The sequence below is a fragment of the Streptomyces solicamelliae genome (genome assembly GCF_045348655.1).
Taxonomy (GTDB): domain Bacteria; phylum Actinomycetota; class Actinomycetes; order Streptomycetales; family Streptomycetaceae; genus Streptomyces; species Streptomyces solicamelliae.
Genome location: NZ_CP160404.1, coordinates 786,173 through 810,543, shown reverse-complemented (window position 1 = coordinate 810,543; position 24,371 = coordinate 786,173). Strand labels below are relative to the sequence as shown.

The window sequence follows — 24,371 nt, the reverse complement described above, 5'->3', positions numbered from 1 at the left end:
TCGCCCGAGCAGGGGGACCCCCATCGCCCCGCGGAACGTATGCCCACAACGGTAGAAGCAGGAGCCGCCCCTATGCATCTCGACCACTCTCACGATCACCACGGCGCCGTGTCCGCCGATGCCCACCGGCCCGACGGGTCCCGGCGGGCTCTGCGGGTCGGGCTCGGTGGGCCCGTCGGGTCCGGCAAGACCGCGACCGTCGCCGCGCTGTGCCGCGTCCTGCGCGACGAGTTCTCGCTCGCCGTCGTCACCAACGACATCTACACGCGCGAGGACGCCGAGTTCCTGCTGCGCAACGCGGTCCTGCCGCCCGAGCGCATCCAGGCCGTGGAGACCGGGGCCTGCCCGCACACCGCGATCCGCGACGACATCTCGGCCAACCTGGAGGCCGTCGAGGACCTGGAGGACGAGGTCGGTCCGCTCGACCTGATCCTCGTCGAGTCCGGCGGCGACAACCTCACCGCCACCTTCTCCAAGGGCCTGGTCGACGCCCAGGTCTTCGTCATCGACGTGGCCGGCGGCGACGACATCCCGCGCAAGGGCGGCCCCGGCGTCACCACCGCCGACCTGCTCGTCGTCAACAAGACCGACCTCGCCCCGTACGTCGGCTCCGACCTGGAGCGGATGGCCCGCGACGCCGAGGCGCAGCGCGGCGAACTGCCCGTCGTGTTCACCTCGCTGACCGGGCCGGAGGGCGTCGCCCCCGTCGCCGCGTGGGTCCGCGCCCGGCTCGCCGACTGGACCGCATGAGCCTGCGCGCCACCGCACGGATCGTCGCCGCCGCCGACGGCTCCCTGCCGGTCCTCCGCAGCGACGGCCCCTTCGCCCTGCGCCGCACCCGCAGCACCGACGCGTACACCCGGGTCACCGTCGTCGGCGCGATGAGCGCCCCGCTGGGCGGCGACGAACTCGACCTGGAGGCACGGGCGGAGGACGGCGCCCGGCTCGCCGTCGGCACCGCCGCCGCGACCGTCGCCCTGCCCGGCCGCACTCCCGGCCCCGCCCACTACCGCGTCCGGCTGTCGGTCGGGGCGGACGCGGCGCTGCGCTGGCTGCCCGAGCCGCTGGTCTCCGCCCGCGGCTCGGACCTGCGCGCCCGGACCACGGTCGAACTCGCCGCCGGTGCCCGGCTGGTGCTCCGCGAGGAGCAGGTCCTCGGGCGGTACGGCGAGGAGCCCGGGACCCTCAGGTCCCGGCTCACCGTCACCCTCGCCGGCCGTCCGCTGCTCGACCAGGAGCTCGCGTACGGGCCGGGTGCGCCCGGCGGCTGGGACGGTCCCGCCGTCCTCGCCGGCCACCGTGCGGTAGGGCAACTCCTCCTCGTTGCACCTGAGTTCGAGGCGAAACCGGCCGAGGCCGCGCTGCTCGGCGAGTACGCCGCCGTCACCCCGCTCGCCGGTCCCGCCGCGCTGGTCTCCGCCGTCGCCGCGGACGCGCTCGGACTGCGCCGGACCCTCGACGAGGCCCAGTCCGCACTCGTCCCGTTCTGAGGGTGTGACGACCCCTCATTTCACCGTCCGCGTCCAGGTGTTCGGTCAGCGGTGTGCGGAACTCGCTTATCGGTTCGGCAAAAAAACACCTGTACGACTGTTCGTGGGTGTACGGAGGGCGCGAGGATCCCCCTCGACTCGACTTTCAGCAAGGGGGAGGACCTACGTGACACGACGTACAGGAGCATTCGGCACGGCCGGAGCCCTGGTCGCCGGCGCGCTCGTCGCGAGCGCGGTCGCCGCGCCCACGGCCGGCGCCGACACCCGGGACCGGACCTGGTCCGAGGCCCGCGGCGTCACGATCGCGGCGGCGCGCGCCGCGAAGCAGGGCATCGACTGGGCCGACTGCCCGGCCGACTGGGGCCTGGCCAAGCCCATCCAGTGCGGCTGGGTGACCGTCCCGCTCGACTACGCCCGCCCGAACGGCAAGCAGATCAAGCTCGCCGTCGACCGCGCCAAGAGCACCGGCACCGACGCCGAGCGCCAGGGCGCGCTGCTCTACAACCCGGGCGGCCCCGGCGGCTCCGGCATGCGCTTCCCCGTCCGGACCACCAGCGGCAGCAAGCTGTGGGTCAACACCGCGAAGGCGTACGACTTCGTGGGCTTCGACCCGCGCGGCGTCGGCCACTCCACGCCGATCTCCTGCGTCGACCCGCAGGAGTTCGTCAAGGGCCCGAAGATGGACCCGGTCCCCGACAGCGAGGCCGACAAGCGCGTCCAGCGCAAGCTCGCCCGCGCGTACGCGGACGGCTGCGCCGAGCGCAGCGGCTGGATGCTGCCGCACATGACCACCCCGAACACGGCCCGTGACCTGGACGTCATCCGCGCCGCGCTCGGCGAGAAGAAGCTCAACTTCATCGGCGTCTCCTACGGCACCTACCTCGGCGCGGTCTACACGACCCTGTTCCCGGGCCACGTGCGCCGCATGATCGTCGACAGCGTGGTCAACCCCTCGCGCGAGAAGATCTGGTACCAGGCCAACCTCGACCAGGACGTCGCCTTCCAGACCCGCTGGAACGACTGGAAGGCCTGGGTCGCCGCCAACGACGCCACCTTCCACCTCGGCGACACCCCCGAGAAGGTCGAGGCACAGTGGCAGCAGCTGCGCGCCACCGCCAAGAAGGCCCCGCTCGGCGGCCTCGTCGGCCCGTCCGAGCTGATCGGCTTCTTCCAGAGCGCCCCGTACTACGACTCCTCCTGGGTGCCGGTCGCCGACGCCTGGAGCAAGTACGTCGCGGGCGACCCGAAGGACCTCATCGAGAACGCGGCGCCGAACCCCGACGACACGGCCGGCAACATCCGCGCCGAGAACGGCAACGCCGTCTACACGGCCGTCGAGTGCGCGGACGCCAAGTGGCCCACCAACTGGAAGCGCTGGGACCGCGACAACACCCGGCTGCACCAGAGCCACCCGTTCATGACCTGGGCCAACGCCTGGATGAACCTGCCCTGCGCCACCTGGTCCGCCAAGCAGCAGACCCCGGTGCAGGTGAAGTCCGGCAAGGACCTCACGCCGATCCTGATCGTGCAGGCCGAGCGTGACGCCGCCACCCCGTACGAGGGCGCCGTCGAGCTGCACAAGCGCCTGCACAACTCGCGGCTGATCACCGAGAAGGGCGCCGGCTCGCACGGCGTCACCGGCCTGGTCAACCCGTGCGTCAACGAGCGGGTGGACGCCTACCTGCTCAAGGGCACGGTGGACGCGGCGGACGTGACCTGCGCCCCGCACGCCACGCCGAAGCCGTAACACCGCACGGACACGGGGGAGGGGCGGCCGTCCGACGGCCGCCCCTCCTCTCCGCCTGTCAGCCGCGGGCCGCCAGCCAGGCGTCCTCCGCCGCGTAGTCGAAGAAGTCCACGCCGTACTTCACCAGGCCCGGGAACGCCTCCCGCCAGTCCTGCTCCCGCAGCCGCCCGGTCAGCCACTCGACCGTCGCCGGCAGCGAGTCGGTGTACGAGACCACCGGCCGGTACCCCAACTCCCGCTCCGCCGTGGCCATGTCGTACACGACCGGATGCGGGCAGGTCCACGGCGTCTGCCCCACCGTGCCCTCCGGCGGCCCCGGCAGCAGCACCGTCTCGCTCTCCGCGCCCAGCACCGCGTCGATCGCCGCACCGATCTCGGCGACCGTCGGGGCCTCGGGGTCCGCGGCGTTGAGCACCCGCGGCGCCGGCGCGGCCGCCGCGAGCCGGATCAGCTCGGCCAGGTTGTCCACGTGCACCGGCTGGAACCGGGACGTGCCCTCGTACGCCAGCGGCCGCACCGGCCGTCCGTCCAGGGCCCGCTTCACGAACCACGCCTCGCGCGGGCCGGGGCAGTACGGGCCGTGGATCGCGCCCGCCCGCAGCACCGTCGTCGGCAGCCGCTCGTCCGCCCGCAGCACCTCGTACTCGAGCGCGACCTTCCGCGTGCCGTACGTGCCGTGGCCCGGCGGCACCGTCGGCTGGGTCTCCAGGACCGGCACCGGATAGCGCGGGAAGCCGTCCGGCTCGTCCTGGGTGTCGAAGCCGCGGCCGCGGTCGTCGACGTACACCGCGCCGCTGGAGATCACCACCGCCGAGCCGATCCGGTCCGCGAGCCCGGTGAGCTGCCGGCCGTGCCCGGCGTCGTACGCGACCACGTCCACCAGCACGTCCACGCCGTCGCCGAGCGCCCGCGCCAGCGCGCCGTCCTCGTCGCGGTCCACCGCCACCGTGCGGGTCCCGCCCGAGTCCGTTCCGCCGCCCCGGCGGGAGGCGGCCGTCACCTCCCAGCCGTCCGCGGCGAGCGCCCGCACGGCCGCCCGCCCCACCTGTCCCGTCGCTCCCAGTACGAATGCGTGTCCCTTGGTCATGATCGCGACGCTACGGCGCCCCGGGCCCCGCGGCCCAGTGACTCAGCTCTCGGCAGAGCCGCGGGCCTTCACCACGGCCGCGTAGTCGTCCACGTACTCCTGTCCGGACAGCTCCAGGATCCGGTACATGATCTCGTCCGTGACCGCCCGCACCACCGCCTTCTCGCCCTCCATGCCCGCGAACCGCGAGAAGTCCAGCGGCTCCCCGAAGCGGATGGTCACCGGCCGGATCCGCGGCAGCACCTTCCCGGGCGGCTGGATCTCGAAGGTCCCCACCATCGCGCACGGCACCACCGGCACCCCGGCCGTCAGCGCCATCACCGCCACGCCCACCTTGCCCTTGTACAGCCGGCCGTCGTGCGAGCGGGTGCCCTCCGGGTAGATCCCGAGCAGCTCGTCCTTCGCCAGCACCGCGAGTCCCTCGCGGATCGCCGCCTGCCCGGCCTCCTTGCCGGAGCGGTCCACCGGGATCTGCCCGGCGCTGCGGAAGAACGCGGCCGTGAGCCGGCCCTTGAGGCCGGGCCCGGTGAAGTACTCCTGTTTGGCCAGGAACGTGATCCGCCGCTTCAGCACCGTCGGCATCAGGAAGTGGTCCGAGAACGACAGATGGTTCCCGGCGACGATCGCCGCGCCCTCCTCCGGAATGTGCTCCAGTCCCTCGATCCGCGGCCGGAACAGCAGCCGCAGGATCGGGCCCAGCAACACGTATTTCAGCAACTGGTAGAACACCAGGCGACCCCCGTCCATGTCCCCGCACCCCGTTGTGCGGAGATCCGACTGAGAGTGTCCAACCAAGCGCCCCCGTGGTCCACTGGAGGGGGAGCAGAACCATGCCCGGCGCGACGAGAAACCGACGGCGTCCCGGTGCGATCCGCATCGCGCTCCTGAGTCTCCTGAGCGCGGTGACGGCGGCCGGGCTGTACGGCTGCACCTCGGACGGCACGCAGGAGACCCCGCCGCCGGACGGTACGCCGCCGCCGAGCGCGCCCGCGAGCCCGACCGCCCGCTCCCCGTTCACCGGACTGCCCGCCAAGCCCGCCCAGGTCCTCGCCGTGAAGATCGACAACGTGCAGGCGGCCCGCCCGGCCACCGGCCTCGGCACCGCCGATCTGGTCTACGTCGAGCAGGTCGAGGGCGGCGTGACCCGGCTGCTCGCCGTGTACTCGGCCCACCTGCCCGACCGGATCGGCCCGGTCCGCAGCGCCCGCGAGTCCGACCTCTCCCTGCTGCGTCCCTTCGGCCGCCCGGTGCTCGCCTACTCCGGCGCCCAGTCCGCTCTGAACCCGCTGATCGAGGCGGCCCCGCTGTACCCGGTCACCGAGGGCGACACCCCGGCCGCGTTCGTGCGCGACCCCGCCCGGCCCGCCCCGCACAACCTGTATCTGCGTCCCGAGCGGGCGCTGGCCGCCGCTCCGGACGCCACGCGCGCCCGCGACATCGGCTTCCGCTTCGGCTCCGCCCCGGCCGACGGCACCGCCGTGAACTCGACCTCGGTGCGCTTCCCGGCCGCCCGCTACACCTTCACCTGGTCCGCCCCGGACAAGGCCTGGCGGGTGGCGATGGACGGCCGGGCGGGGCGCAGCACCGACACCGGGGCGCTGACCCCGGAGACGGTCGTGATCCAGTACGTCACCGTCCGCCCCTCCGGTTTCCGCGACCGGTTCGGTTCGGTCTCCCCGTACACCGAGACCGTCGGCAGCGGCAACGCGGTCGTGCTGCGCGACGGACGGAGCCACCAGGCCCGCTGGAACCGGCCCACGCAGGACGCCGGCACGGCCTTCACCACGCCGGCCGGGACCCCGCTGAACTTCGCCCGGGGCCAGGTCTGGGTGGTCCTGGCGCCGCGGTGACCCGCCCGCGCCGAGGCCGCTCAGGACGTGGGCCCGTGCGACCGTCCCGGCCGGGGCATCGTCGTCGGCGGGACGCTGTCCGCCGCCGCCATGCCGAGGGTGACCAGGCCGAGCACGACCCAGCCGAACCACAGCAGCCCGTTGCTGCCCAGGGCCACCGTGTACGCGGTCGTCAGCACCAGGGCGACGACGGTGATCACACCCATCGACTTCGTGGGACCGGACATGGCTGTCCTCCTCCGACCGGGGCCGTCCCCGCCATGGTCCCTCCGCTGCCGCGGGCCGCGCCACTAGTGGGCGCGGATCACCTGCCGCGGGTCTGGAGCGAGGCGAGGTACGCGTTGTACGCCTCCAGCTCCTGGTCGCCGTCCCGGTCCGCCTTCCGGTCCTCGCGGACCGCCTGGCGCTGCTCGGAGTGGTACCACTGGTAGACCAGCGCGATCAGCACGAGCACCGACGGGATCTCGCTGAACGCCCAGGCGATCCCGCCCGCCGCGTTCTGGTCGGAGAGCGCGTCGATGCCCAGCGAGACAGGCGGGTTCGCGTACGCCTTCACCATCGGCTCGGTCGCCATCATCAGGGCGATCCCGAAGAACGCGTGGAACGGCATGCCCGCGAACAGCTCCAGCATCCGCATCACGTAGCCGGGGCGGTGCGGACCCGGGTCGATGCCCATGATCGGCCAGAAGAACACCACGCCGACCATCAGGAAGTGCACCATCATCGCGATGTGCCCCGGCTTCGACTCCATCAGGAAGTCGAACAGCGGCGTGAAGTACAGCGCGTACAGGCTTGCGATGAACATCGGGATCGTGAACGCCGGGTGCGTGATGATCCGCATGTACCGGCTGTGCAGCAGCTTCAGGAGCAGCTCGCGCGGCCCGAGCGAGCCGCGGGCGGCCACCGGCAGCGCCCGCAGTGCCAGCGTCATCGGCGCGCCGAGCAGCAGCAGGATGGGCGAGACCATGCTGACGACCATGTGCTGCACCATGTGCACGCTGAACATGACCATGCCGTAGTCGTTGAGCTTGGTGCACATCACCAGCGCGATGCTGAGCACACCGATCGCGAACGCGACGGTCCGGCCGGCGCCCCACTTGTCGCCCCGCCGGCGCAGCCGCGCCACGCCCCAGCCGTACAGGCCGAGTGCGGCGAGACAGCCGAACAGGAAGAACAGGTCGGGAGAGAACTCCAGGGCCCGTCCCAGCGTGAACGGCGGCAGATCCATGGTCGTGCCGTGCCCGCTGTGATCCATGTGTGTACTCCTGGAGCCCGATTCGCGCTTTGTGTCCGCACCAGACTAGAACCGCCCCCGGCCGCGACTGCGACCGGGGGCGGTACGAAGGGGTGGCGGCGCGTGCTCAGAGCACGGTCTCGGCCTCCTCGTAGCGGTCCGCGGGGACCGTCTTCAGCGTCTGGGTGGCCTCCGTGAGCGGGACCATGGTGATGTCCGTGCCGCGCAGCGCGGTCATCATGCCGAACTCGCCGCGGTGCGCCGCCTCCACGGCGTGCCAGCCGAAGCGGGTGGCGAGGACCCGGTCGTACGCGGTCGGGGTGCCGCCGCGCTGCACGTGCCCGAGGATCACCGGACGGGCCTCCTTGCCGAGGCGCTTCTCCAGCTCGACGGAGAGCTGGTTGGCGACGCCGGTGAACCGCTCGTGGCCGTAGATGTCGGTACCGGCGGTCTTGAAGTCCATGGAGCCCTCGCGCGGCTTCGCGCCCTCGGCGACCACGACGATCGCGAAGCGCTTGCCGTTCTCGAAGCGGGCGCCGACCCGGGCGGTGAGCTCGTCCATGTCGAAGGGCCGCTCGGGCACGACGATGGCGTGGGCGCCGGCCGCCATGCCGGAGTGCAGCGCGATCCAGCCGGTGTGCCGGCCCATGACCTCGACGATCAGCACGCGCTGGTGGGACTCGGCGGTGGTCTTGAGGCGGTCGAGGGCCTCGGTGGCCACGCCGACGGCGGTGTCGAAGCCGAAGGTGACGTCGGTCGACGCGATGTCGTTGTCGATGGTCTTGGGGACGCCGACGATCGGCAGGCCCGCGTTCGACAGCAGGGTCGCGGCCTTGAGGGTGCCCTCGCCGCCGATCGGGATGATCGCGTCGAGACCCAGCTCCGCGACATGGCCCTTGGCCCGCTCGACGCCGTCGACCAGATGCGCGGGCTGGACCCGGGAGGAGCCGAGGATGGTGCCGCCGCGGGCCAGGATGCCGGCCACCGCGTCCAGGTCGAGCTTGCGGTAGTCCGCCTCCAGAAGGCCCTTCCAGCCGTCGTGGAAGCCGATGACCTCGTCGCCGTGGTCGACGACGGCGCGGTGCACGACGGAGCGGATGACGGCGTTCAGACCGGGGCAGTCGCCGCCGGAGGTGAGCACACCAATGCGCATAGCCCGAAATACCTTTGCAACGTGGGCCGACTCCGGACCACGTCGTCCGGTTGGATCCCCGCCACCCTATCGTCGGCGAGCGGCGGGGTCCTACCGGATGTCCAAAGTTTGGACGTCGTATTTACTTACGAATCCAATGGGCGTATGGGCGCTCAGACGTGCAGTCGGTTCACCGGCCCCGGAGCCCGTCAGGCGGTCTGCGTGGCCGCCGCGATCCGCTCGGCGCGCAGCGCCTCGTACCAGCGGTCGTCGGTCGGCGGCAGCGCGTTGACGTCGAGGGCCAGCTTCAGCATCAGGTCCGCGATCTGCGGGTTGCGCGCCATGACGGGGCCGTGCATGTACGTGCCGAACACGGTGTCGTTGTACGCGCCCTCGGTGCCGTCCCCGGTGCCGTTGCCACGGCCGAACACGGTGCGGGCGAACGGGCGGGCCGTCGGGCCGAGGTGCGTGACGCCCTGGTGGTTCTCGAAACCGGTGAGCTGGGGCAGGCCGAGGTGCGGGTCGATGTCCGCGAGCACGTCGCCGACGCACCGCTCGCCCTCGCCGCGCACCGTGGTCACGTCGAGCAGGCCCAGGCCGGGCTGGCGCTCGCCGACGTCGTTGACGAACTCGTGGCCCAGGATCTGGTAGCCGGCGCAGACCGAGAAGATGATCGCGCCGTTGGCCGCGGCCCGGCTCAGACCGCCGTCGCGGACCAGCCGCTCGGCCGCGAGCCGCTGCGGACGGTCCTCTCCTCCACCGATCAGGTAGATGTCGCCGGACGTCGGGACCGGCTGGTCGCTGCGCACGTCGAGCCGCTCGACGCTGAGACCGCGCTGGCGGGCGCGGCGCTCGACGACGAGCACGTTGCCCTGGTCGCCGTAGGTGCTGAGCAGGTCCGGGTAGACCCAGACCAGACGCAGGCTGCTGTCAGTCATTGCTTGCCAAGTCCTCTAGGGGGTCGGGTCGGGTCAGTTGCCGACGCGGCGGCGGACGTCCTGGAAGGCGGTGTAGTTCGCGATCAGCTCGATCTGCCCGGGCGGGGCCAGCTGGACGGCCTCGTCGAGCGTCTCGCAGACGCGGAACTCCACACCGGCGACCTCGAGGCGGACCGCCAGGTCCAGCCTGCGGTCGCCGATCACCATGATCGGATGTCCGGCCAGCCGGCCGTAGTCGACGTCCCACAGCCAGGAGGTGTCCGTGCCGTCCGCGCCGCGCGCGTTGACGGAGAGGATCACCGGGGCCGGCGGGCCGTCGATGAGGGAAAACGTTTCGAGCCAGCCCGCCGGGTTCTTCGCGAGCAGCAGCCGCAGCTCCCGGTTCTGGAAGCTGACGACGTCGTACCGGCCGGCCACCGCCTGCACCTGGTACATCCGCTCCAGGGCGACCTGCGGCGGCACCCCGAACACCGCGGCGACCGCGGCGGAGGTGGTGGCGTTCGCCTTGTTGGCGCGGCCGGGCAGCTGGAGGTGGATCGGCCAGGCCGAACCGTGCGGGTCGAGCACGTGGTCGCCGTTGAGCGCCCAGCTCGGCGCGGGGCGGCGGAAGCCGCAGTCGCCGCAGAACCAGTCGTCGCCGGGGCGCTGCAGCACACCGCCGCACGACGGGCAGGACCAGGCGTCGTCCTTCCACTCCTGGCCGGCGGCCACCCACACGACGTTGGGGGAGGAGGAGGCGGCCCAGACGATCAGCGGGTCGTCCGCGTTGGCGATGACCACGGCCTTGGTGCCGTTCAGCCCTTCACGCCACTTCTCCGCCAGCATCCGCGTCTCGGCGGCGCGGTCGAGCTGGTCGCGGGAGAGGTTCAGCAGCGCGATCGCCTTGGGCGTGGTGTCCCGGGCGACGCCCGCGAGGTACTTCTCGTCGACCTCGATCACGCCGTACTTGGCGTCCGAGCCGCCGGCCAGGGCGGAGGTGATGCCCGCGGGCATGTTGGCGCCCAGGGCGTTCGACACGACCGGACCCGCGGCCCGCAGCGCCTCGGCGATCAGCCGGGTCGTCGTGGTCTTGCCGTTGGTCGCCGACACCAGGACGACGTCCAGATGCTGCGCGAGCCGCGCCAGAAGGTCGGGGTCCAGCTTGAGCGCGACCCGCCCGCCGATCACCGAACCGCTGCCGCGTCCCGCCGCCCGCGACACCGCTGCGGCTGCCTTGCCCGCCGTCACGGCCAGCTTGGCGCGCGGCGACAGCGGCTCTGGATTACCGGGGTGTCCTGACATCGTCCTTGTTCCTCCTTGCGTCGGTCCGTGCTCAGCCTATCGAGATCCGGCCAGGGCCCCGAACCGCGGCACCGCCGAAACGACGAGGTCAGGCCGGAACGTAACCTTGCCGTCATGCGAAACCGCCCGATCCCCGGCACTTCCGGCCTCGTACGCGCCATGACCCTCCTCGGCGACCCGGTGCTGCACGCGCCCTGCGCCCCGGTCACCGACTTCGGCCCGGAACTGGCCCGGCTCGTGGAGGACATGTTCGCCACGATGTACGCCGCCGAGGGCGTCGGTCTCGCGGCGAACCAGGTGGGCGTGGGCCTGCGGGTCTTCGTGTACGACTGCCCGGACGACGAGGACGTGCGGCACCTGGGGCACGTGGTCAACCCGCGCCTGGTCGAGGCGGACGGGGAGGAGTTCAGCGGCCCCGAGGGCTGTCTGTCCCTGCCCGGTCTGGAGGCCCCGACGCCGCGCTTCGACCGCGCGGTGGTCGAGGGTGTACGTCTTGACGGGACGCCGGTGCGGATCGAGGGCACCGGGTTCTTCGCCCGCTGCCTCCAGCACGAGTGCGACCACCTGGAGGGCGGGGTGTACGCGGATCACGTCACCGGCCGGCGGCGCTCCCGGCTGCTGCGGTCGATCCGCAAGCAGCCGTGGGGCGGCGGGGTGGCCGTGCTGGAGGGCTGAGCGCTCCCGTACCGCCGGGTCTAGAACCCCGGAGCGCCCGGCAGGTCCTCCGCCTCGGCCAGCCGGCCCCACAGCAGGTCGGCCAGGGCGCTCACCAACTCGGCCCGGTTGCACGGGCGTTCGCCGAGCCACCAGTCGCCGGCCGCGTGCATCATGCCGACGATGCCGTGGCCCCAGATCCGGGCCATGGCGTCCCCGCCGGGGCCCAGGTCGATCCGCTCGGCGATCACCTGGCCCAGCTCCTCGCCCATCCGCCGCAGCAGCGGCGCGGAGTGCCGACCCACGTCGAAGCCCTGCTCGGTCTGCTGGGTCTCCTCGTTCGGATGCATCAGGAACCGGTAGACCTGGGGCATCGCCTCGATCGAGGCGAGGTACGTGTCGAGGGTCGCCTCCACGCGCCGTCGGCGGTCGGCGGGTGCGTCCAGCGCCGTCCGCAGCGCCGAGAGCAGCCCGTCGGTGTGCCGCTTGGCCAGCGCACGGTACAGCCCGCCCTTGTCGCCGAAGTGCCGGTAGAGGATCGGCTTGGTGATCCCCGCCTCCGCGGCGATGGCGTTCATCGAGGCCTTCGGCCCGTCCCGGAGCACCACACGGTCCGCCGCCTCGAGCAGCTCGCGCCGGCGCTGCGCGGCCGACTTCTGCTGATCGGCCCGGTGTGCAGTGTCCATGGTGTGTCTCCCCGCCCGTGAATGTTCCGTAAGGCTTGCGCAACGTAACACCCACCCGCCCCCCGGCGCGTTCCGGGCCGTGACGGGCGTCCGGTACGGGACGCCGGTTGACAGACCTTACTTGCGAGTAACAGACTGTTGTTACTGCAAGTAACGTAATGCTGGGAGGGAAAATGGCCGAGTTCACGCTCGATCTCAATGACGACCAGAAGCAGGTCCGTGACTGGCTTCACGGCTTCGCCGCGGACGTGATGCGCCCCGCCGCCGCCGAGTGGGACGAGCGTGAGGAGACCCCCTGGCCGATCATCCAGGAGGCCGCCAAGCTCGGCATCTACTCGCTCGACTTCTACGCCCAGCAGTTCTTCGACCCGACCGGCCTCGGCATCCCGATGGCGATGGAGGAGCTGTTCTGGGGCGACGCGGGCATTGCCCTGTCGATCGTCGGCACCGGCCTCGCCGCCGTCGGCGTCCTCGCCAACGGCACCGAGGAGCAGATCGGCACCTGGATCCCTCAGATGTACGGCGACGTCAACGACGTCAAGGTCGCCGCCTTCTGCTCCTCCGAGCCGGACGCCGGCTCCGACGTGGCCTCCATGCGCACCCGCGCCGTCTACGACGAGGCCAAGGACGAGTGGGTCCTCAACGGCACCAAGACCTGGGCGACCAACGGCGGCATCGCCAACGTCCACGTCGTCGTCGCCTGCGTCGACGCCGAGCTCGGCTCCAAGGGGCACGCCTCCTTCATCGTGCCGCCGAACACCCCCGGTCTGTCCCAGGGGCAGAAGTTCCAGAAGCACGGCATCCGCGCCTCCCACACCGCCGAGGTCGTCCTGGAGGACGTGCGCATCCCCGGCAGCTGCCTGCTCGGCGGCAAGGACAAGCTCGACGAGCGGCTCGCCCGGGCCCGCGAGAAGGCCAAGGCGGGCGGCGGCGAGCGCGTGAAGAACGCCGCCATGGCCACCTTCGAGGCGTCCCGCCCGGCCGTCGGCGCCATGGCCGTCGGCACCGCCCGCGCCGCGTACGAGGTCGCCCTCGACTACGCCAAGACCCGCGAGCAGTTCGGCCGCCCGATCATCGACAACCAGGGCATCGCCTTCCAGCTGGCCGACATGCGCACCCAGATCGACGCCGCCCGCCTCCTGGTCTGGCGCGCCTCCTGGATGGCGACCACCGGCAAGCCGTTCACCGCGGCCGAGGGCTCCATGTCCAAGCTGTTCGCGAGCGAGGTCGCCAAGAAGGTCACCGCCCAGGCCATCCAGATCCTCGGCGGCAACGGCTTCACCCGCGAGTACCCGGTGGAGCGGATGCACCGCGACGCCGCGATCTACACCATCTTCGAGGGCACCAGCGAGATCCAGCGTCTGGTCATCGCCCGCACCCTCTCGGGGATGCAGATCCGCTGACCCCCCCCACGGGCCGCGCCGGCTCCGCTCCCGTGGGGGGCGCGGAGCCGGCGCTCGGGCTTCGGGGGCCGGAGCGCCGGCGTCGGGACCGGTCGACCCGCCGACCGGCTGACCCGCCGACCGGCCGATTCCGGACGGGAGTTCACCAGACGCTACCCGTGAGTTCGGTCCTGCGGCAGAATCGTTCGTGGAAACGATCAAGGGGGCGTGGATCCATGACAACCACCGGAACCGAGATTCCCGGACCGGCGGGACTCCCGCTGCTCGGCTCGATGTTCGACCTCAAGAACGACTCGCTCGGCACCTTCCTCAAGGCCCAGCGCGAGCACGGCGACGTCGTACGGATCACCGCCGGACCGCCCGGGGTCCGCGCCACCGTGTACGGGGTCTTCTCCGCCGAGGGCGTCCAGCAGGTGCTCGCCACCGACTCCGCCAACTTCCGCAAGGACAACAACTTCTACCAGGAGCTCCGCGAGTCCTTCGGCAACGGCCTGCTGACCAGCCAGGACGAGGACTACCTGCGACAGCGCCGGCTCGTCCAGCCGCTGTTCACCAAGCGCCGCGTCGACGGCTACGCGGACGCGGTCGCCGCCGAGGTCGCGAAGCTCGTCGCCGACTGGGCGGACGCCGAGGACGCCACCGTCGACGTGCTCGACGAGATGACCGAGCTCGCGCTGCGCGCGGTCGCCCGGATCCTCTTCGGCACGGACGTCGACACCGCCGTGGAGATCGTCGAGCGCTCCTTCCCCGTCATCAACGACTACGTGCTCCGCCGCGGCTTCTCGCCGCTCAACGTCCCCCGCGACTGGCCCACCCCCGGCAACCGCCGAGCCGCCGCCGCGCACGAGGAGCTGTACGCGGTCTGCGACCGGATCATCGCCGAACGCCGGGCCTCCGGCCGCCGCGGCGACGACCTGCTCAGCCTGCTCGCCGAGGCGGAGAGCGCCGAGGACCGCAGCTTCGACCCCGGCGAACTGCGCGAGCAGGTACTGGTGTTCCTGCTCGCCGGCCACGAGACCACGGCCACCTCGCTGGGCTTCGCCCTCCACCTGCTCGCCCGCCACCCCGAGGAGCGCAAGCGCGCCCACGAGGAGGTCGACCGGGTCCTCGCCGGCCGCGTTCCCACCGCCGCCGACCTGGACGGCCTGCCGTACCTCACCCGGGTCCTCAAGGAGGCCATGCGCCTCTTCCCGGCCGCCCCGGCCATCGGCCGCCGCGCCGTCGCCGCCACCGAGATCGGCGGCCACACCATCCCGGCCGGCGCCGACGTCATCGTCGCCCCCTGGGTCACCCACCGTCACCCCCGCCACTGGCCGGACGCCGAGCGCTTCGACCCCGACCGCTTCACCCCAGAGGCGGAGGCCGAACGCCCCCGCTACGCCTGGTTCCCCTTCGGCGGCGGCCCCCGCGCCTGCATCGGCCAGCACTTCTCGATGCTGGAGTCGGTGATCGCCCTCGCGATGCTCCTGCAGGCGTACGACCTGGACGCCATCGACACCGAGGTCCCCCTCGCCACCGGCATCACCCTCCAGGCCCTGGGCACCGCCCGCGTCAGGCTGCGGGCGCGGTAGACGCACGTGGACGAGGGTGAACCGCAGCCGGGCTTCGGCGGGATCCTGACCCGGCTGCTGCGCCACCGCCGGACGGACGCCGGACGCCTGTCATCGGCGTCCGGCATCCCGGAGGCGGAACTCCGGACGGTGGTGCGGGGGGCGCCCCCGTCGCCCGGTCAGCTGGACGCCCTCGCCGCCGCCCTCGGCCTCCACACCGAGGATCTGCACGTGATGGCCGGTGTCCCGGTGCCGGACGCCCACTCCCGGTGGGACCCGGCGGGGAGGGCCAGGACGGTGAGCCTGCTCAAGGTCACCATGGCGCTGCCGCCGGACCAGCGGGACCGTGTCCACCGGCTGGTCGGCGAACTGCCCCGGGAACCCGTCACCGGGCCGTCGGAGCCGGTGCGGGTCTCCTACCCACGACGGGGCGGCTCCGGCGCGCTGCTGGTCAACCTGCTCTGCGGCAACCGGCTCGGGCACTCCGTGCCCAGCGGCGCCATGGCTCTGGCGCTGCTGACCCGTGGCCGGGTGTACCCGGCCGCGTCCACGGTCAACGGCATCGGCCGGGGCCGCGTCCCGCTGACACCGGAACTGGTGGCCGGCTTCGCGGTCACCCTCGGCATGGATCCGGGCGACCTCGCCGCCATCACGGGGGTCGAACTCCCGGAGCCGTCGCAGCCCACGGACCCGCTGACGCAGGAGATGGCTCGACTGCTGTGGAACTGCCGCCACCTCACCGCGGCGCAGGCCCGGCAGGCGTACGACACGGCGACGTCCCTGCCCGTGGCCGTGCCCGAGGACGCTCCGGAGGAGGACTGGAACCGCGTCCATCGCCGGTACGGGACCTGGTGGGGCGCACCGAGGGGATGACCGGCGCGGCCGCACTCAGCGGGTGGCGACGACGACCGTGGCGTACAGGTCCTCGTCGGTGACCACCCGCGGCGTCAGGCCCGCCGTGGCCAGTGCGTCGAGGGCCGCGGCGCACTGCCGCTCGCTGGTCTCCGACAGCAGGGAACCGCCCGGCGCCAGCCACGCGTCGGCCTCCGCGGCCACCCGGCGCAGCACGTCCAGGCCGTCCGCACCGCCGTCGAGCGCCACCAGCGGCTCGTGCTCGCGCGCCTCCGCCGGGAGCAGCCCGACCTCGGCGGAGGGCACGTACGGCACGTTCGCGACCAGGACCTCGACCCGGCCGCGCAGCTCCCGCGGCAGCGGGCCGAAGAGGTCGCCCTCGTACACCCGGCCCCCGCGCGGCTCCACGTTGCGCCGCGCGCAGCGCACCGCCGCCGGATCGACGTCCGAGGCATGCACCTCCGCGTCCGGCACCGCCGACAGCAGCACGGCCGCGGCCGCGCCGGACCCGCAGCACAGATCGACGCAGACGGCCCCGGGCCGGGCCAGGCCCACGGCGGAGCCGACCAGGAACTCGGTGCGCCGGCGGGGCACGAACACCCCGGGGTCCACGGCGATCCGCAGCCCGGAGAAGGCGGCCCAGCCCACGACCTGTTCGAGGGGCAGCCCGGCCACGCGCCGCGCGGCCATGGCGTCGAGCTCCACGGCGTCGCGGGCCGCGGCGAGAAGAAGCTCCGCCTCGTCCTCCGCGAAGACGCAGCCTGCGGCGCGCAGACGGGAGACGGTGGCGGAGCGGAGGGAATCAGAGGGGTACGACGGGTAGGACATGTGGACCTTCCGGGACGCGAGGGGCGCTCCCGCGGTCACCGTCGTCCGGCCGACCACACGGTCGTCGAGGGGGAGCACCCTGCCTGCATGGCGTGAATGGGTCCCACCTCCTCGGATCGTGCGCGGCCTCTGGCGCCGCACACACTACATGATCGTCACTGTGTGCGAGCGCCGGTCGGCCGGACGAACGCCCGGCGTCAGCCCGCGAGCTGCGCCTCGATCGCGGCGACCACCTCGGGGGCGTCCGGCTCGGTGCGCGGACGGAAGCGGGTCACCGTGCCGTCGCGGCCGACGAGGAACTTCTCGAAGTTCCACTGGATGTCGCCGGCCTCGCCCGCGGCGTCCGCGATCTGCGTCAGCTCCGCGTACAGCGGGTGCCGCTCCGCACCGTTCACGTCCGTCTTCTCCAGCAGCGGGAAGCTCACGCCGTAGGTGGTCGAGCAGAAGGTCCGGATCTCCTCCGCGCTGCCCGGCTCCTGGCCCGCGAACTGGTTGCACGGCACGCCGAGCACGGTGAAGCCGCGCTCCCCGTACTCCTTCTGCAGCCGCTCCAGACCGGCGTACTGCGGGGTCAGCCCGCACTTGGAGGCCACGTTGACCACCAGGACGGCACGGTCGCGGAAGTCGGCCAGCGAGGTCGGCTCGCCGGACAGGGTCTTCAGGGGGATGTCGTACAGGGCCACGAAAAGCTCCTCGGTTCCGGAACGGGAATAGGGTTGGATCCCAGCATGGGTGAAGAACCGCTGACGATCGAGATCGATTCCGCACCGGCCGACGGAACACCGCGCCGCGTGTGGTGCCGGCTCTGCGGCCGCCCCCTCACCGGCGCCGATTCCCGCCGCACCGGCCTCGGCCCGTCCTGCGACGCGAAACTCCACCCGCCGGGCCCGGACATCCGTACCCGGCGGCACGAGGTCGAGCAGGACACCCTGCCCGGCGTCTGAGCCCCACAGCCCTACAGCTTCCGGAACAGGCCCTCCTGGACCACCGACACCAGCAGCCGGCCCTCGCGGTCGTAGATGCGGCCCCGGGCCAGACCGCGGCCGCCGGTGGCGATCGGGGACTCCTGGTCGTACAGGAACCACTCGTCGGCGCGGAACGGGCGGTGGAACCACATCGCGTGGTCCAGGGACGCCATGTCGAAGCCCCGCGGCCCCCACAGCGGCTCCACCGGGATCCGCACCGCGTCCAGGAGCGTCATGTCCGAGGCGTACGTCAGGGCGCAGGTGTGCACCAGCGGGTCGTCGCCCAGCGGGCCGACCGCGCGCATCCACACCGCGCTGCGCGGGTCCGCGCCCCTGACCTCGTCCTTCGTCCAGCGCAGCCGGTCCACGTAGCGGATGTCGAAAGCCATCCGCCGGGCCATCCGGTCCAGCGCCTCCGGCAGCGTGCCGAGGTGGTCGCGGATCTCGTCCGCGAGCTGGGGCAGGCTCTCCGGGTCGGTGAGGTGCCGCGGCGGGAGCTGGTGCTCGAACGCCGACTCCTCCGGCTTGTGGAACGAGGCCGTCAGATTGAAGATCGTCCGGCCCTCCTGGATCGCGGTGACCCGCCGCGTGGTGAACGACCGGCCGTCCCGCACCCGTTCCACCTGGTACACGATCGGCACGCCCGGCCGGCCCGGCCGCAGGAAGTAGGCGTGCAGCGAGTGCACCGGCCGGTCCTGCTCCGTCGTCCGCCCGGCCGCGACCAGCGCCTGCCCGGCGACCTGCCCGCCGAAGACCCGCTGCAGCGACTCCTGCGGACTGCGGCCGCGGAAGATGTTCACCTCGATCCGCTCCAGGTCGAGCAGATCCACGAGCCTCTCGGCGGCGTTGGTCACCTCATGCTCCTTCTACAGCTGTCCGACCGACGTCACACGGACCACCGCACGGCCCTCCTCGTCGGAGGCGGCCAGGTCCACCTCCGCGCTGATGCCCCAGTCATGGTCGCCGTTCGGGTCCGCGAAGGTCTGCCGGACGCGCCACAGCCCGTGCTCCGGGTCCTCCTCGATCGCCAGCAGCTTCGGGCCGCGCGCGTCCGGGCCGGTGCCGAGGTCCTCGTACTCGTCCCAGTACCCGTCCATCGCCTCGCCCCAGGCGTCCGCGTCCCAGCCCGACTCGCCGTCCAGCTCGCCCAGCTGGTCCACCTGGTCCAGCGCCGCCAGCTCCACCCGGCGGAACATCGCGTTGCGCACGAGCACCCGGAAGGCGCGGGCGTTCGCGGTGACCGGCTTGACCTGGTCGGCCTTCTCCTGGGCCTCCTCGGCGCTCTCCAGCTCCGGGTTCGCCAGCTGCTCCCACTCGTCGAGCAGCGAGGAGTCCACCTGGCGCACCATCTCGCCCAGCCAGGCGATCAGGTCCTCCAGGTCCTCGGTCTTCAGATCGTCCGGGATGGTGTGGTCGAGCGCCTTGTACGCGCTCGCGAGATAGCGCAGCACGATGCCCTCGGTGCGGGCCAGCTCGTAGTGCGAGGTGAACTCGGTGAACGACAGCGCCCGTTCGTACATGTCCCGGATCACCGACTTCGGCGACACCGGGTGGTCGCCGACCCACGGGTGGGACTTCCGGTACGTGTCGTACGCGTGCCACAGCAGCTCGTCCAGCGGCTTCGGGTACGAGATGTCCTGGAGCCGCTCCATCCGCTCCTCGTACTCGACCCCGTCGGCCTTCATCGCGCCGACCGCCTCGCCGCGCGCCTTGTTCTGCTGCGCCGCGAGGATCTGCCGCGGGTCGTCCAGCGTCGACTCCACCACCGACACCATGTCCAGCGCGTACGACGGCGACTCAGGGTCCAGCAGGTCGAACGCGGCGAGCGCGAACGTCGACAGCGGCTGGTTCAGCGCGAAGTCCTGCTGCAGGTCGACCGTCAGCCGGATCGTGCGGCCCTCCGCGTCCGGCGTCTCCAGCCGCTCCACGACGCCTCCGTCGAGCAGCGACCGGTAGATCGCGATGGCCCGGCGGATGTGCCGCAGCTGGTTCTTCCGCGGCTCGTGGTTGTCCTCCAGGAGCTTGCGCATCGCCTCGAAGGCGTTGCCCGGCCGGGCGATCACCGAGAGCAGCATCGTGTGGGTGACCCGGAAGCGTGAGGTCAGCGGCTCCGGCTCGGAGGCGATCAGCTTCTCGAAGGTGTTCTCCGACCAGGCGACGAAGCCCTCCGGGGCCTTCTTGCGGACCACCTTGCGGCGCTTCTTCGGGTCGTCGCCCGCCTTCGCCAGCGCCTTCTCGTTCTCGATCACGTGCTCCGGCGCCTGCGCCACCACGAAGCCGGCGGTGTCGAAGCCGGCCCGGCCCGCGCGGCCGGCGATCTGGTGGAACTCGCGGGCCCGCAGCGTGCGCACCCGGTTGCCGTCGTACTTCGTCAGCGCCGTGAACAGCACCGTGCGGATCGGCACGTTCACGCCCACGCCCAGCGTGTCGGTGCCGCAGATGACCTTCAGCAGACCGGCCTGCGCCAGCTTCTCCACGAGCCGCCGGTACTTCGGCAGCATGCCCGCGTGGTGCACGCCGATGCCGTGCCGCACGTACCGCGAGAGGTTCTTGCCGAACTTCGTGGTGAACCGGAAGTTGCCGATCATCTCGGCGATGGCGTCCTTCTCCTCCCGCGAGCACATGTTGATGCTCATCAGGGACTGCGCCCGCTCGACGGCCTGCGCCTGCGTGAAGTGGACGATGTAGACCGGCGCCTGCTTGGTCTCCAGCAGCTCGGTCAGCGTCTCCGTGATCGGCGTGAGCTCGTACTCGTACGACAGCGGCACCGGCCGCGTCGCCGAGCGGACCACGGCCGTCGGCCGCCCCGTCCGCCGGGTCAGGTCCTTCTCGAACATCGACACGTCGCCGAGCGTCGCCGACATGAGCACGAACTGCGCCTGCGGCAGTTCGAGGATCGGGATCTGCCAGGCCCAGCCGCGGTCCGCCTCCGCGTAGAAGTGGAACTCGTCCATCACAACCTGGCCGATGTCGGCGTCCTTGCCGTCGCGCAGCGCGATCGACGCCAGCACCTCGGCCGTGCAGCAGATCACCGGCGCGTCCGCGTTCACGGAGGCGTCGCCGGTCAGCATGCCCACGTTCTCGGTGCCGAAGATCTTGCACAGGTCGAAGAACTTCTCCGACACCAGCGCCTTGATCGGCGCCGTGTAGAAGGTGACCTGGTCGTTCGCCAGCGCCGCGAAGTGCGCACCCGCCGCGACCAGCGACTTCCCGGAGCCGGTCGGGGTCGAGAGGATCACGTTGGCCCCCGAGACCACCTCGATCAGCGCCTCCTCCTGGGCCGGGTAGAGCGTGATGCCCCGGCCCTCCGCCCAGGAGGAGAAGGCCTCGAAGAGGGCGTCGGGGTCGGCGGTCGCAGGCAGCTGATCGATAAGGGTCACGCCCCCATCTTGCCTGGATTCCCCCCGGATGAGGGAACCGGCCGTCGGCCCGAAGATCACGGAGGATACGATGCCCCGTCGACCGGTCGTCAACTGAGCGCCGGCGTACGACGAATGGGGCGGGAACGACCATGATGGGACCGGCGCACTCGCTGTCGGGAGCGGCGGCCTGGCTGGGCGTCGGGGCGGCCGCGGCCGGCTTCGGACACCCCATGCCGTGGCCGGTACTCGTCGTCGGCGCGCTCATCTGCGCGGGCGCGGCGCTCGCGCCGGACCTCGACCACAAGTCCGCGACCATCTCGCGCGCCTTCGGGCCGGTCTCGCGGGGGCTGTGCGAGATCGTCGACAAGCTCTCGTACGCGGTCTACAAGTCCACGCGCTCCACCGCCGACCCGCGCCGCTCCGGCGGCCACCGCACCCTCACCCACACCTGGGTCTGGGCGGTGCTGATCGGCGCCGGCGCCTCCGCGGTGGCGATCACCGGCGGCCGCTGGGCCGTGCTCGGGATCCTCTTCGTGCACCTGGTGCTGGCCGTGGAGGGCCTGCTGTGGCGGGCCGCCCGGATGTCCAGCGACGTGCTCGTGTGGCTGCTCGGCGCGACCAGCGCGTGGATCCTCGCGGGCGTCCTCGACAAGCCCGGCAGCGGCGCCGACTGGCTGTTCGCCGGCCAGGACTATCTGTGGCTGGGCCTGCCGATCGTGCTGGGCGCGCTGGTGCACGACATCGGCGACGCGCTGACCGTCTCCGGCTGCCCGATCCTGTGGCCGATCCCGGTGGGCCGCAAGCGCTGGTACCCGGTCGGCCCGCCGAAGGCGATGCGGTTCCGGGCCGGCTCCTGGGTGGAGCTGAAGGTGCTGATGCCCGCGTTCATGCTGCTCGGCGGCGTCGGGGGCGCGTCGGCGCTCGGCTATCTGTAGGGGGAGCGGGTCGTGGGGATACTCGAGCTGTTCCGCGGCGGTGCGGGCTCCCGCAGCCCGCGGATCCTGGAGCGGCGGATCCGCGACGCCCACGCGCTGACCGGCCAGGGGCGGCACGCCGAGGCCGAGGAGGGGCTGCGGGCCGTGGTCCGCGACGCCCGGCACCTGTTCGGCGCGACGCATCCGGTGATGGTCTCGGCGCGGCTCGCCCTCGTGTCGGTGCTGCACGCCGCCGGCCGGTTCGCGGAGGCGGAGGACGAGGCCCGCGCCGTCGCCGCCACGCGCGGCCACCTGCCGGACGACGCGCTGCGCGTGCACGTCCTGGGGCTCGCGGAGACGCTGCGGAGCCAGCGCGGCGGGCACGAGGAGGCTGTCGCCGCGTACGACGGGCTGCTGCCCGAGATGACCCGGATCAACGGGCCCGAGCACCCGTGGACCCTGCAGCTGCGGACCAACCGCGCCATGGCGCTGGCCCAGCTCGGCGGGCATCCGGAGGCCGAGGCGGAAGCCCTCGCGATCGCCGCCTGTGCCGACCGGCTCAGGGCGCCCGGGGCCACCGCGCCCTGGCTGGCGGCGAGCATCGTGCTCGCGTACGCCCTGAACGGCGCGGAGCGCCACACCGAGGCCGAGTCAGTGGCCCGCGGGGCGCTCGCGCAGGCCGTCCGGGCCGCCTCCGCACCGGGCGTCACCCGCATGCTGCCGGTCCTCGGCGCCGCCCTCGCCCGTGCGCTGTCCGGTCAGGGCCGTCACGAGGAGGCCCTGGCCGAGGTGACCACGGCCCGTCTGTACGACACGGGCGTCCACGCCGGTGACACGGGCCTGACCGACCTGGCCGCGGCCCGCGCCCTCCACGGCCTGGGCCGCGCGCCGGAGGCACGGGCGGAGGCCGAGAAGGCGCTGGCGTCCTGCACGGCCGTGTTCGGTCCGGATCACCACCGGACCGCGGAGGCTCGCGAGCTGGTGGCGTCGCCGACGCCGGCGTGATGCCGTCCGGGTGCGGTGGGCCGGAGAATCCGCTCCCTCTCCCCGGTTCCGATGGCCCGGGATGTCGCGCCGCGTGCCGTCTGGCCATCCTGTCCCGCAGCGTCCATGATGTCTCTCCATGCGTGCCGACGGTCCGTCAGAAGACTGTCGGCATCGGACTGTTGGACTGGGGGGTCCGCATGGACAGACGGAGAGTACGGTTCGGGCGCGGCGGCGGACGGGGGACCGCGGCGGCGGTGACGGCACTTGCCGCACTCGCCGTGGCCGTGCCCGCGCAGGCGGCGGTGACGCCCGAGGGCGCGGCGGGAGGGACGTGCAAGCCCTCCGTGACGATCCTGCAGTCGGTGCCGCCGGGCACCGGAGGACCGGACATCGGGGGGTACGGGACCCGCGTCAACGACATCGGCCGGTTCGGCCTCGCGGTGGGAGCGTCCCGCAACGTGCCGGTCTACTGGACCGGCCGGCGGGTCCACCGGGTCCCGCTGCCCGAGGGCTTCGCGGGCGGCACCGTGGAGGCGGTCAACCGGTACGGACTGATGGTGGGGACCATCCGGAAGGCCGGAGAGACCCGGGCCTTCAGCTACCGGCCCGGTGCCACCGCCGTCACCCTGCTGCCCGGCGGCGGCCACGCGGCGGACGTCAACGACCGGGGCCACATCGTCGGCCACCGGGACGTGCCGGACGGCCGCAGTGTCGGCCTGGAATGGGTCGGCAGCACGCTCCGCCGCGAACTGGCCGTCCCGGCCCACGTCCGCGTCGCGGAGGTCACCGCGATCAACAACGCCGGCCGGATCGTCGGCCACGGCGACGGCGTGCAGGACGAGGAGTACGGCTACAACACGGCGCTGCTCTGGTCCGCCGACCCCGCCGCCCCGGCAACCGAGTTGCCGCCGACCTACCCGGGCGACACCTACAGCCACTACGAGCCGAGCGAGATCGACGAGCACGGCCGGATCGTCGGTTCGTACGGCTTCTCCCGTCACGACTCGGGCAACGGGACGACCTGGGCCCCGCCGTACGCGGAGCACCGCGACGTGCCGAACCTCGGCGAGCGCACTCAGGGCAGCCTGGAGGACACCAGCCCGACGACCGGCGTGAGTGTCGGCGTCGCCTGGGACTCGATCATCGTGGGGCCCTGGCCGCCCGAGACCGCCCCGCCGCGCCAGGCGCAGTACTGGCCGGGCAGCGGCCCCATGCTCGCGCTGCCTCGGCTCGTGCCGGACGGCCACTCCGCCGCGTACGCCGTCACCGACCGGGACCGCGTCGGCGGCCAGGCGGTGAACGCCGCAGGGATGCAGCCGGTCATCTGGAACTGCGCCTCGAAGCAGGCCTACCTGCCGACGGTCGAGACGCCGTAGCCGAGCCGCGGGGCCCCGATGACACCCGGGGTCCC

At 72.5% G+C, this 24,371-nt stretch carries 24 protein-coding genes; 12 read left to right on the top strand and 12 right to left on the bottom strand.

The annotated features are described in order from the left end of the window. Positions 1-72 precede the first annotated feature (72 nt). The 3 genes from ureG to ABZO31_RS03740 all read left to right on the top strand — a co-directional run bounded on the left by ureG (position 73) and on the right by ABZO31_RS03740 (position 3,237). Positions 73-750 carry an urease accessory protein UreG gene (ureG, locus tag ABZO31_RS03750; protein WP_406859487.1) on the top strand — a complete coding sequence of 226 codons (678 nt, stop codon included), beginning with the start codon at positions 73-75 and terminating at the stop codon, positions 748-750. After that, positions 747-1,490: an urease accessory protein UreD gene (locus ABZO31_RS03745; RefSeq protein WP_406859486.1), complete on the top strand. Its 744-nt coding sequence runs from the start codon at positions 747-749 to the stop codon at positions 1,488-1,490. The genes ureG and ABZO31_RS03745 overlap by 4 nt, the downstream gene beginning before the upstream one ends. Positions 1,491-1,656: 166 nt before the next feature. Then, the gene (locus ABZO31_RS03740; RefSeq protein ID WP_406859485.1) at positions 1,657-3,237 is read left to right on the top strand and encodes an alpha/beta hydrolase; all 1,581 of its coding nucleotides are present in this window, start codon (positions 1,657-1,659) and stop codon (positions 3,235-3,237) included. 58 nt (positions 3,238-3,295) lie between these two features. Here the strand turns inward: ABZO31_RS03740 and ABZO31_RS03735 are convergent, their stop codons facing one another. Continuing rightward, complete coding sequence (locus ABZO31_RS03735; RefSeq protein ID WP_406859484.1) at positions 3,296-4,324, bottom strand: NAD-dependent epimerase/dehydratase family protein; 1,029 nt, start codon at positions 4,322-4,324, stop codon at positions 3,296-3,298. A gap of 42 nt (positions 4,325-4,366) precedes the next feature. Next, positions 4,367-5,053 (bottom strand): lysophospholipid acyltransferase family protein, encoded by a 687-nt coding sequence (locus ABZO31_RS03730; protein WP_406865244.1) that lies wholly within the window; start codon positions 5,051-5,053, stop codon positions 4,367-4,369. 101 nt (positions 5,054-5,154) lie between these two features. Between ABZO31_RS03730 and ABZO31_RS03725 the strand changes: the two genes are divergently transcribed. Continuing rightward, positions 5,155-6,174, top strand: a complete 1,020-nt coding sequence (locus ABZO31_RS03725; RefSeq protein ID WP_406859482.1) for a DUF3048 domain-containing protein — start codon at positions 5,155-5,157, stop codon at positions 6,172-6,174. A 20-nt stretch (positions 6,175-6,194) separates the two neighbouring features. On the opposite strand, the gene ABZO31_RS03720 is transcribed toward ABZO31_RS03725, so the two are convergent. The 5 genes from ABZO31_RS03720 to ABZO31_RS03700 all read right to left on the bottom strand — a co-directional run bounded on the left by ABZO31_RS03720 (position 6,195) and on the right by ABZO31_RS03700 (position 10,759). Further along, positions 6,195-6,401, bottom strand: a complete 207-nt coding sequence (locus tag ABZO31_RS03720; protein ID WP_406859481.1) for a hypothetical protein — start codon at positions 6,399-6,401, stop codon at positions 6,195-6,197. A 77-nt stretch (positions 6,402-6,478) separates the two neighbouring features. After that, positions 6,479-7,429, bottom strand: a complete 951-nt coding sequence (locus tag ABZO31_RS03715) for a cytochrome c oxidase assembly protein (RefSeq protein WP_406859480.1) — start codon at positions 7,427-7,429, stop codon at positions 6,479-6,481. Positions 7,430-7,535: 106 nt separating this feature from the next. Further along, positions 7,536-8,561: a 6-phosphofructokinase gene (locus ABZO31_RS03710; protein WP_406859479.1), complete on the bottom strand. Its 1,026-nt coding sequence runs from the start codon at positions 8,559-8,561 to the stop codon at positions 7,536-7,538. A 188-nt stretch (positions 8,562-8,749) separates the two neighbouring features. Continuing rightward, complete coding sequence (locus tag ABZO31_RS03705; RefSeq protein WP_406859478.1) at positions 8,750-9,478, bottom strand: type 1 glutamine amidotransferase; 729 nt, start codon at positions 9,476-9,478, stop codon at positions 8,750-8,752. A 33-nt stretch (positions 9,479-9,511) separates the two neighbouring features. Next, on the bottom strand, positions 9,512-10,759 hold the full coding sequence (locus ABZO31_RS03700) for a Mur ligase family protein (protein WP_406859477.1): 1,248 nt from the start codon (positions 10,757-10,759) through the stop codon (positions 9,512-9,514). 114 nt (positions 10,760-10,873) lie between these two features. Between ABZO31_RS03700 and def the strand changes: the two genes are divergently transcribed. Continuing rightward, positions 10,874-11,434, top strand: a complete 561-nt coding sequence (def, locus tag ABZO31_RS03695) for a peptide deformylase (protein WP_406859476.1) — start codon at positions 10,874-10,876, stop codon at positions 11,432-11,434. 20 nt (positions 11,435-11,454) lie between these two features. Here the strand turns inward: def and ABZO31_RS03690 are convergent, their stop codons facing one another. Continuing rightward, entirely contained in the window at positions 11,455-12,099 is a 645-nt protein-coding gene (locus ABZO31_RS03690) for a TetR family transcriptional regulator (protein ID WP_406859475.1), read from the bottom strand. Between the two features lie 173 nt (positions 12,100-12,272). Between ABZO31_RS03690 and ABZO31_RS03685 the strand changes: the two genes are divergently transcribed. From ABZO31_RS03685 to ABZO31_RS03675, 3 genes are all read left to right on the top strand, one after another. Continuing rightward, complete coding sequence (locus ABZO31_RS03685) at positions 12,273-13,502, top strand: acyl-CoA dehydrogenase family protein (RefSeq protein ID WP_406859474.1); 1,230 nt, start codon at positions 12,273-12,275, stop codon at positions 13,500-13,502. Positions 13,503-13,717: 215 nt separating this feature from the next. Continuing rightward, positions 13,718-15,073 carry a cytochrome P450 gene (locus ABZO31_RS03680; protein WP_406859473.1) on the top strand — a complete coding sequence of 452 codons (1,356 nt, stop codon included), beginning with the start codon at positions 13,718-13,720 and terminating at the stop codon, positions 15,071-15,073. Positions 15,074-15,079: 6 nt separating this feature from the next. Further along, entirely contained in the window at positions 15,080-15,925 is an 846-nt protein-coding gene (locus ABZO31_RS03675; RefSeq protein WP_406859472.1) for a hypothetical protein, read from the top strand. A 15-nt stretch (positions 15,926-15,940) separates the two neighbouring features. Here ABZO31_RS03675 and ABZO31_RS03670 read toward each other — a convergent pair whose 3' ends face one another. Then, a complete protein-coding gene (locus tag ABZO31_RS03670; protein WP_406859471.1) occupies positions 15,941-16,732 on the bottom strand; it encodes a putative protein N(5)-glutamine methyltransferase in 792 nt (263 codons plus the stop codon). Between the two features lie 197 nt (positions 16,733-16,929). Continuing rightward, on the bottom strand, positions 16,930-17,415 hold the full coding sequence (locus tag ABZO31_RS03665) for a glutathione peroxidase (protein WP_406859470.1): 486 nt from the start codon (positions 17,413-17,415) through the stop codon (positions 16,930-16,932). A gap of 45 nt (positions 17,416-17,460) precedes the next feature. On the opposite strand from ABZO31_RS03665, the gene ABZO31_RS03660 reads away from it, so the two are divergent. Further along, complete coding sequence (locus ABZO31_RS03660; RefSeq protein WP_406859468.1) at positions 17,461-17,676, top strand: DUF6011 domain-containing protein; 216 nt, start codon at positions 17,461-17,463, stop codon at positions 17,674-17,676. A gap of 11 nt (positions 17,677-17,687) precedes the next feature. On the opposite strand, the gene ABZO31_RS03655 is transcribed toward ABZO31_RS03660, so the two are convergent. Together ABZO31_RS03655 and ABZO31_RS03650 are read right to left on the bottom strand one after the other, a co-directional pair. After that, the gene (locus ABZO31_RS03655) at positions 17,688-18,551 is read right to left on the bottom strand and encodes an acyl-CoA thioesterase (RefSeq protein WP_406859467.1); all 864 of its coding nucleotides are present in this window, start codon (positions 18,549-18,551) and stop codon (positions 17,688-17,690) included. Between the two features lie 12 nt (positions 18,552-18,563). Beyond that, positions 18,564-21,137, bottom strand: coding sequence for a DEAD/DEAH box helicase (locus ABZO31_RS03650; RefSeq protein WP_406859466.1), 2,574 nt, complete (start codon positions 21,135-21,137; stop codon positions 18,564-18,566). Positions 21,138-21,208: 71 nt separating this feature from the next. Here ABZO31_RS03650 and ABZO31_RS03645 point away from each other — a divergent pair, with 71 nt between their 5' ends. From ABZO31_RS03645 to ABZO31_RS03635, 3 genes are all read left to right on the top strand, one after another. Beyond that, positions 21,209-21,994, top strand: a complete 786-nt coding sequence (locus ABZO31_RS03645) for a metal-dependent hydrolase (RefSeq protein WP_406859465.1) — start codon at positions 21,209-21,211, stop codon at positions 21,992-21,994. Positions 21,995-22,006: 12 nt separating this feature from the next. Then, positions 22,007-22,978, top strand: a complete 972-nt coding sequence (locus ABZO31_RS03640; RefSeq protein ID WP_406859464.1) for a tetratricopeptide repeat protein — start codon at positions 22,007-22,009, stop codon at positions 22,976-22,978. Between the two features lie 179 nt (positions 22,979-23,157). Next, the gene (locus ABZO31_RS03635) at positions 23,158-24,336 is read left to right on the top strand and encodes a hypothetical protein (protein ID WP_406859463.1); all 1,179 of its coding nucleotides are present in this window, start codon (positions 23,158-23,160) and stop codon (positions 24,334-24,336) included. Positions 24,337-24,371: the final 35 nt, after the last annotated feature.

Coding starts and splice junctions, on each gene's coding strand:
- ABZO31_RS03685 (WP_406859474.1), top strand. CDS start 12,273: ATGGCCGAGTTCACGCTCGATCTCAATGACGACCAGAAGCAGGTCCGT.
- ABZO31_RS03680 (WP_406859473.1), top strand. CDS start 13,718: ATGACAACCACCGGAACCGAGATTCCCGGACCGGCGGGACTCCCGCTG.
- ABZO31_RS03725 (WP_406859482.1), top strand. CDS start 5,155: ATGCCCGGCGCGACGAGAAACCGACGGCGTCCCGGTGCGATCCGCATC.
- ABZO31_RS03720 (WP_406859481.1), bottom strand. CDS start 6,401: ATGTCCGGTCCCACGAAGTCGATGGGTGTGATCACCGTCGTCGCCCTG.
- ABZO31_RS03705 (WP_406859478.1), bottom strand. CDS start 9,478: ATGACTGACAGCAGCCTGCGTCTGGTCTGGGTCTACCCGGACCTGCTC.
- ABZO31_RS03700 (WP_406859477.1), bottom strand. CDS start 10,759: ATGTCAGGACACCCCGGTAATCCAGAGCCGCTGTCGCCGCGCGCCAAG.
- ABZO31_RS03710 (WP_406859479.1), bottom strand. CDS start 8,561: ATGCGCATTGGTGTGCTCACCTCCGGCGGCGACTGCCCCGGTCTGAAC.
- ABZO31_RS03670 (WP_406859471.1), bottom strand. CDS start 16,732: ATGTCCTACCCGTCGTACCCCTCTGATTCCCTCCGCTCCGCCACCGTC.
- ureG (WP_406859487.1), top strand. CDS start 73: ATGCATCTCGACCACTCTCACGATCACCACGGCGCCGTGTCCGCCGAT.
- def (WP_406859476.1), top strand. CDS start 10,874: ATGCGAAACCGCCCGATCCCCGGCACTTCCGGCCTCGTACGCGCCATG.
- ABZO31_RS03660 (WP_406859468.1), top strand. CDS start 17,461: ATGGGTGAAGAACCGCTGACGATCGAGATCGATTCCGCACCGGCCGAC.
- ABZO31_RS03735 (WP_406859484.1), bottom strand. CDS start 4,324: ATGACCAAGGGACACGCATTCGTACTGGGAGCGACGGGACAGGTGGGG.
- ABZO31_RS03690 (WP_406859475.1), bottom strand. CDS start 12,099: ATGGACACTGCACACCGGGCCGATCAGCAGAAGTCGGCCGCGCAGCGC.
- ABZO31_RS03645 (WP_406859465.1), top strand. CDS start 21,209: ATGATGGGACCGGCGCACTCGCTGTCGGGAGCGGCGGCCTGGCTGGGC.
- ABZO31_RS03635 (WP_406859463.1), top strand. CDS start 23,158: ATGGACAGACGGAGAGTACGGTTCGGGCGCGGCGGCGGACGGGGGACC.
- ABZO31_RS03745 (WP_406859486.1), top strand. CDS start 747: ATGAGCCTGCGCGCCACCGCACGGATCGTCGCCGCCGCCGACGGCTCC.
- ABZO31_RS03715 (WP_406859480.1), bottom strand. CDS start 7,429: ATGGATCACAGCGGGCACGGCACGACCATGGATCTGCCGCCGTTCACG.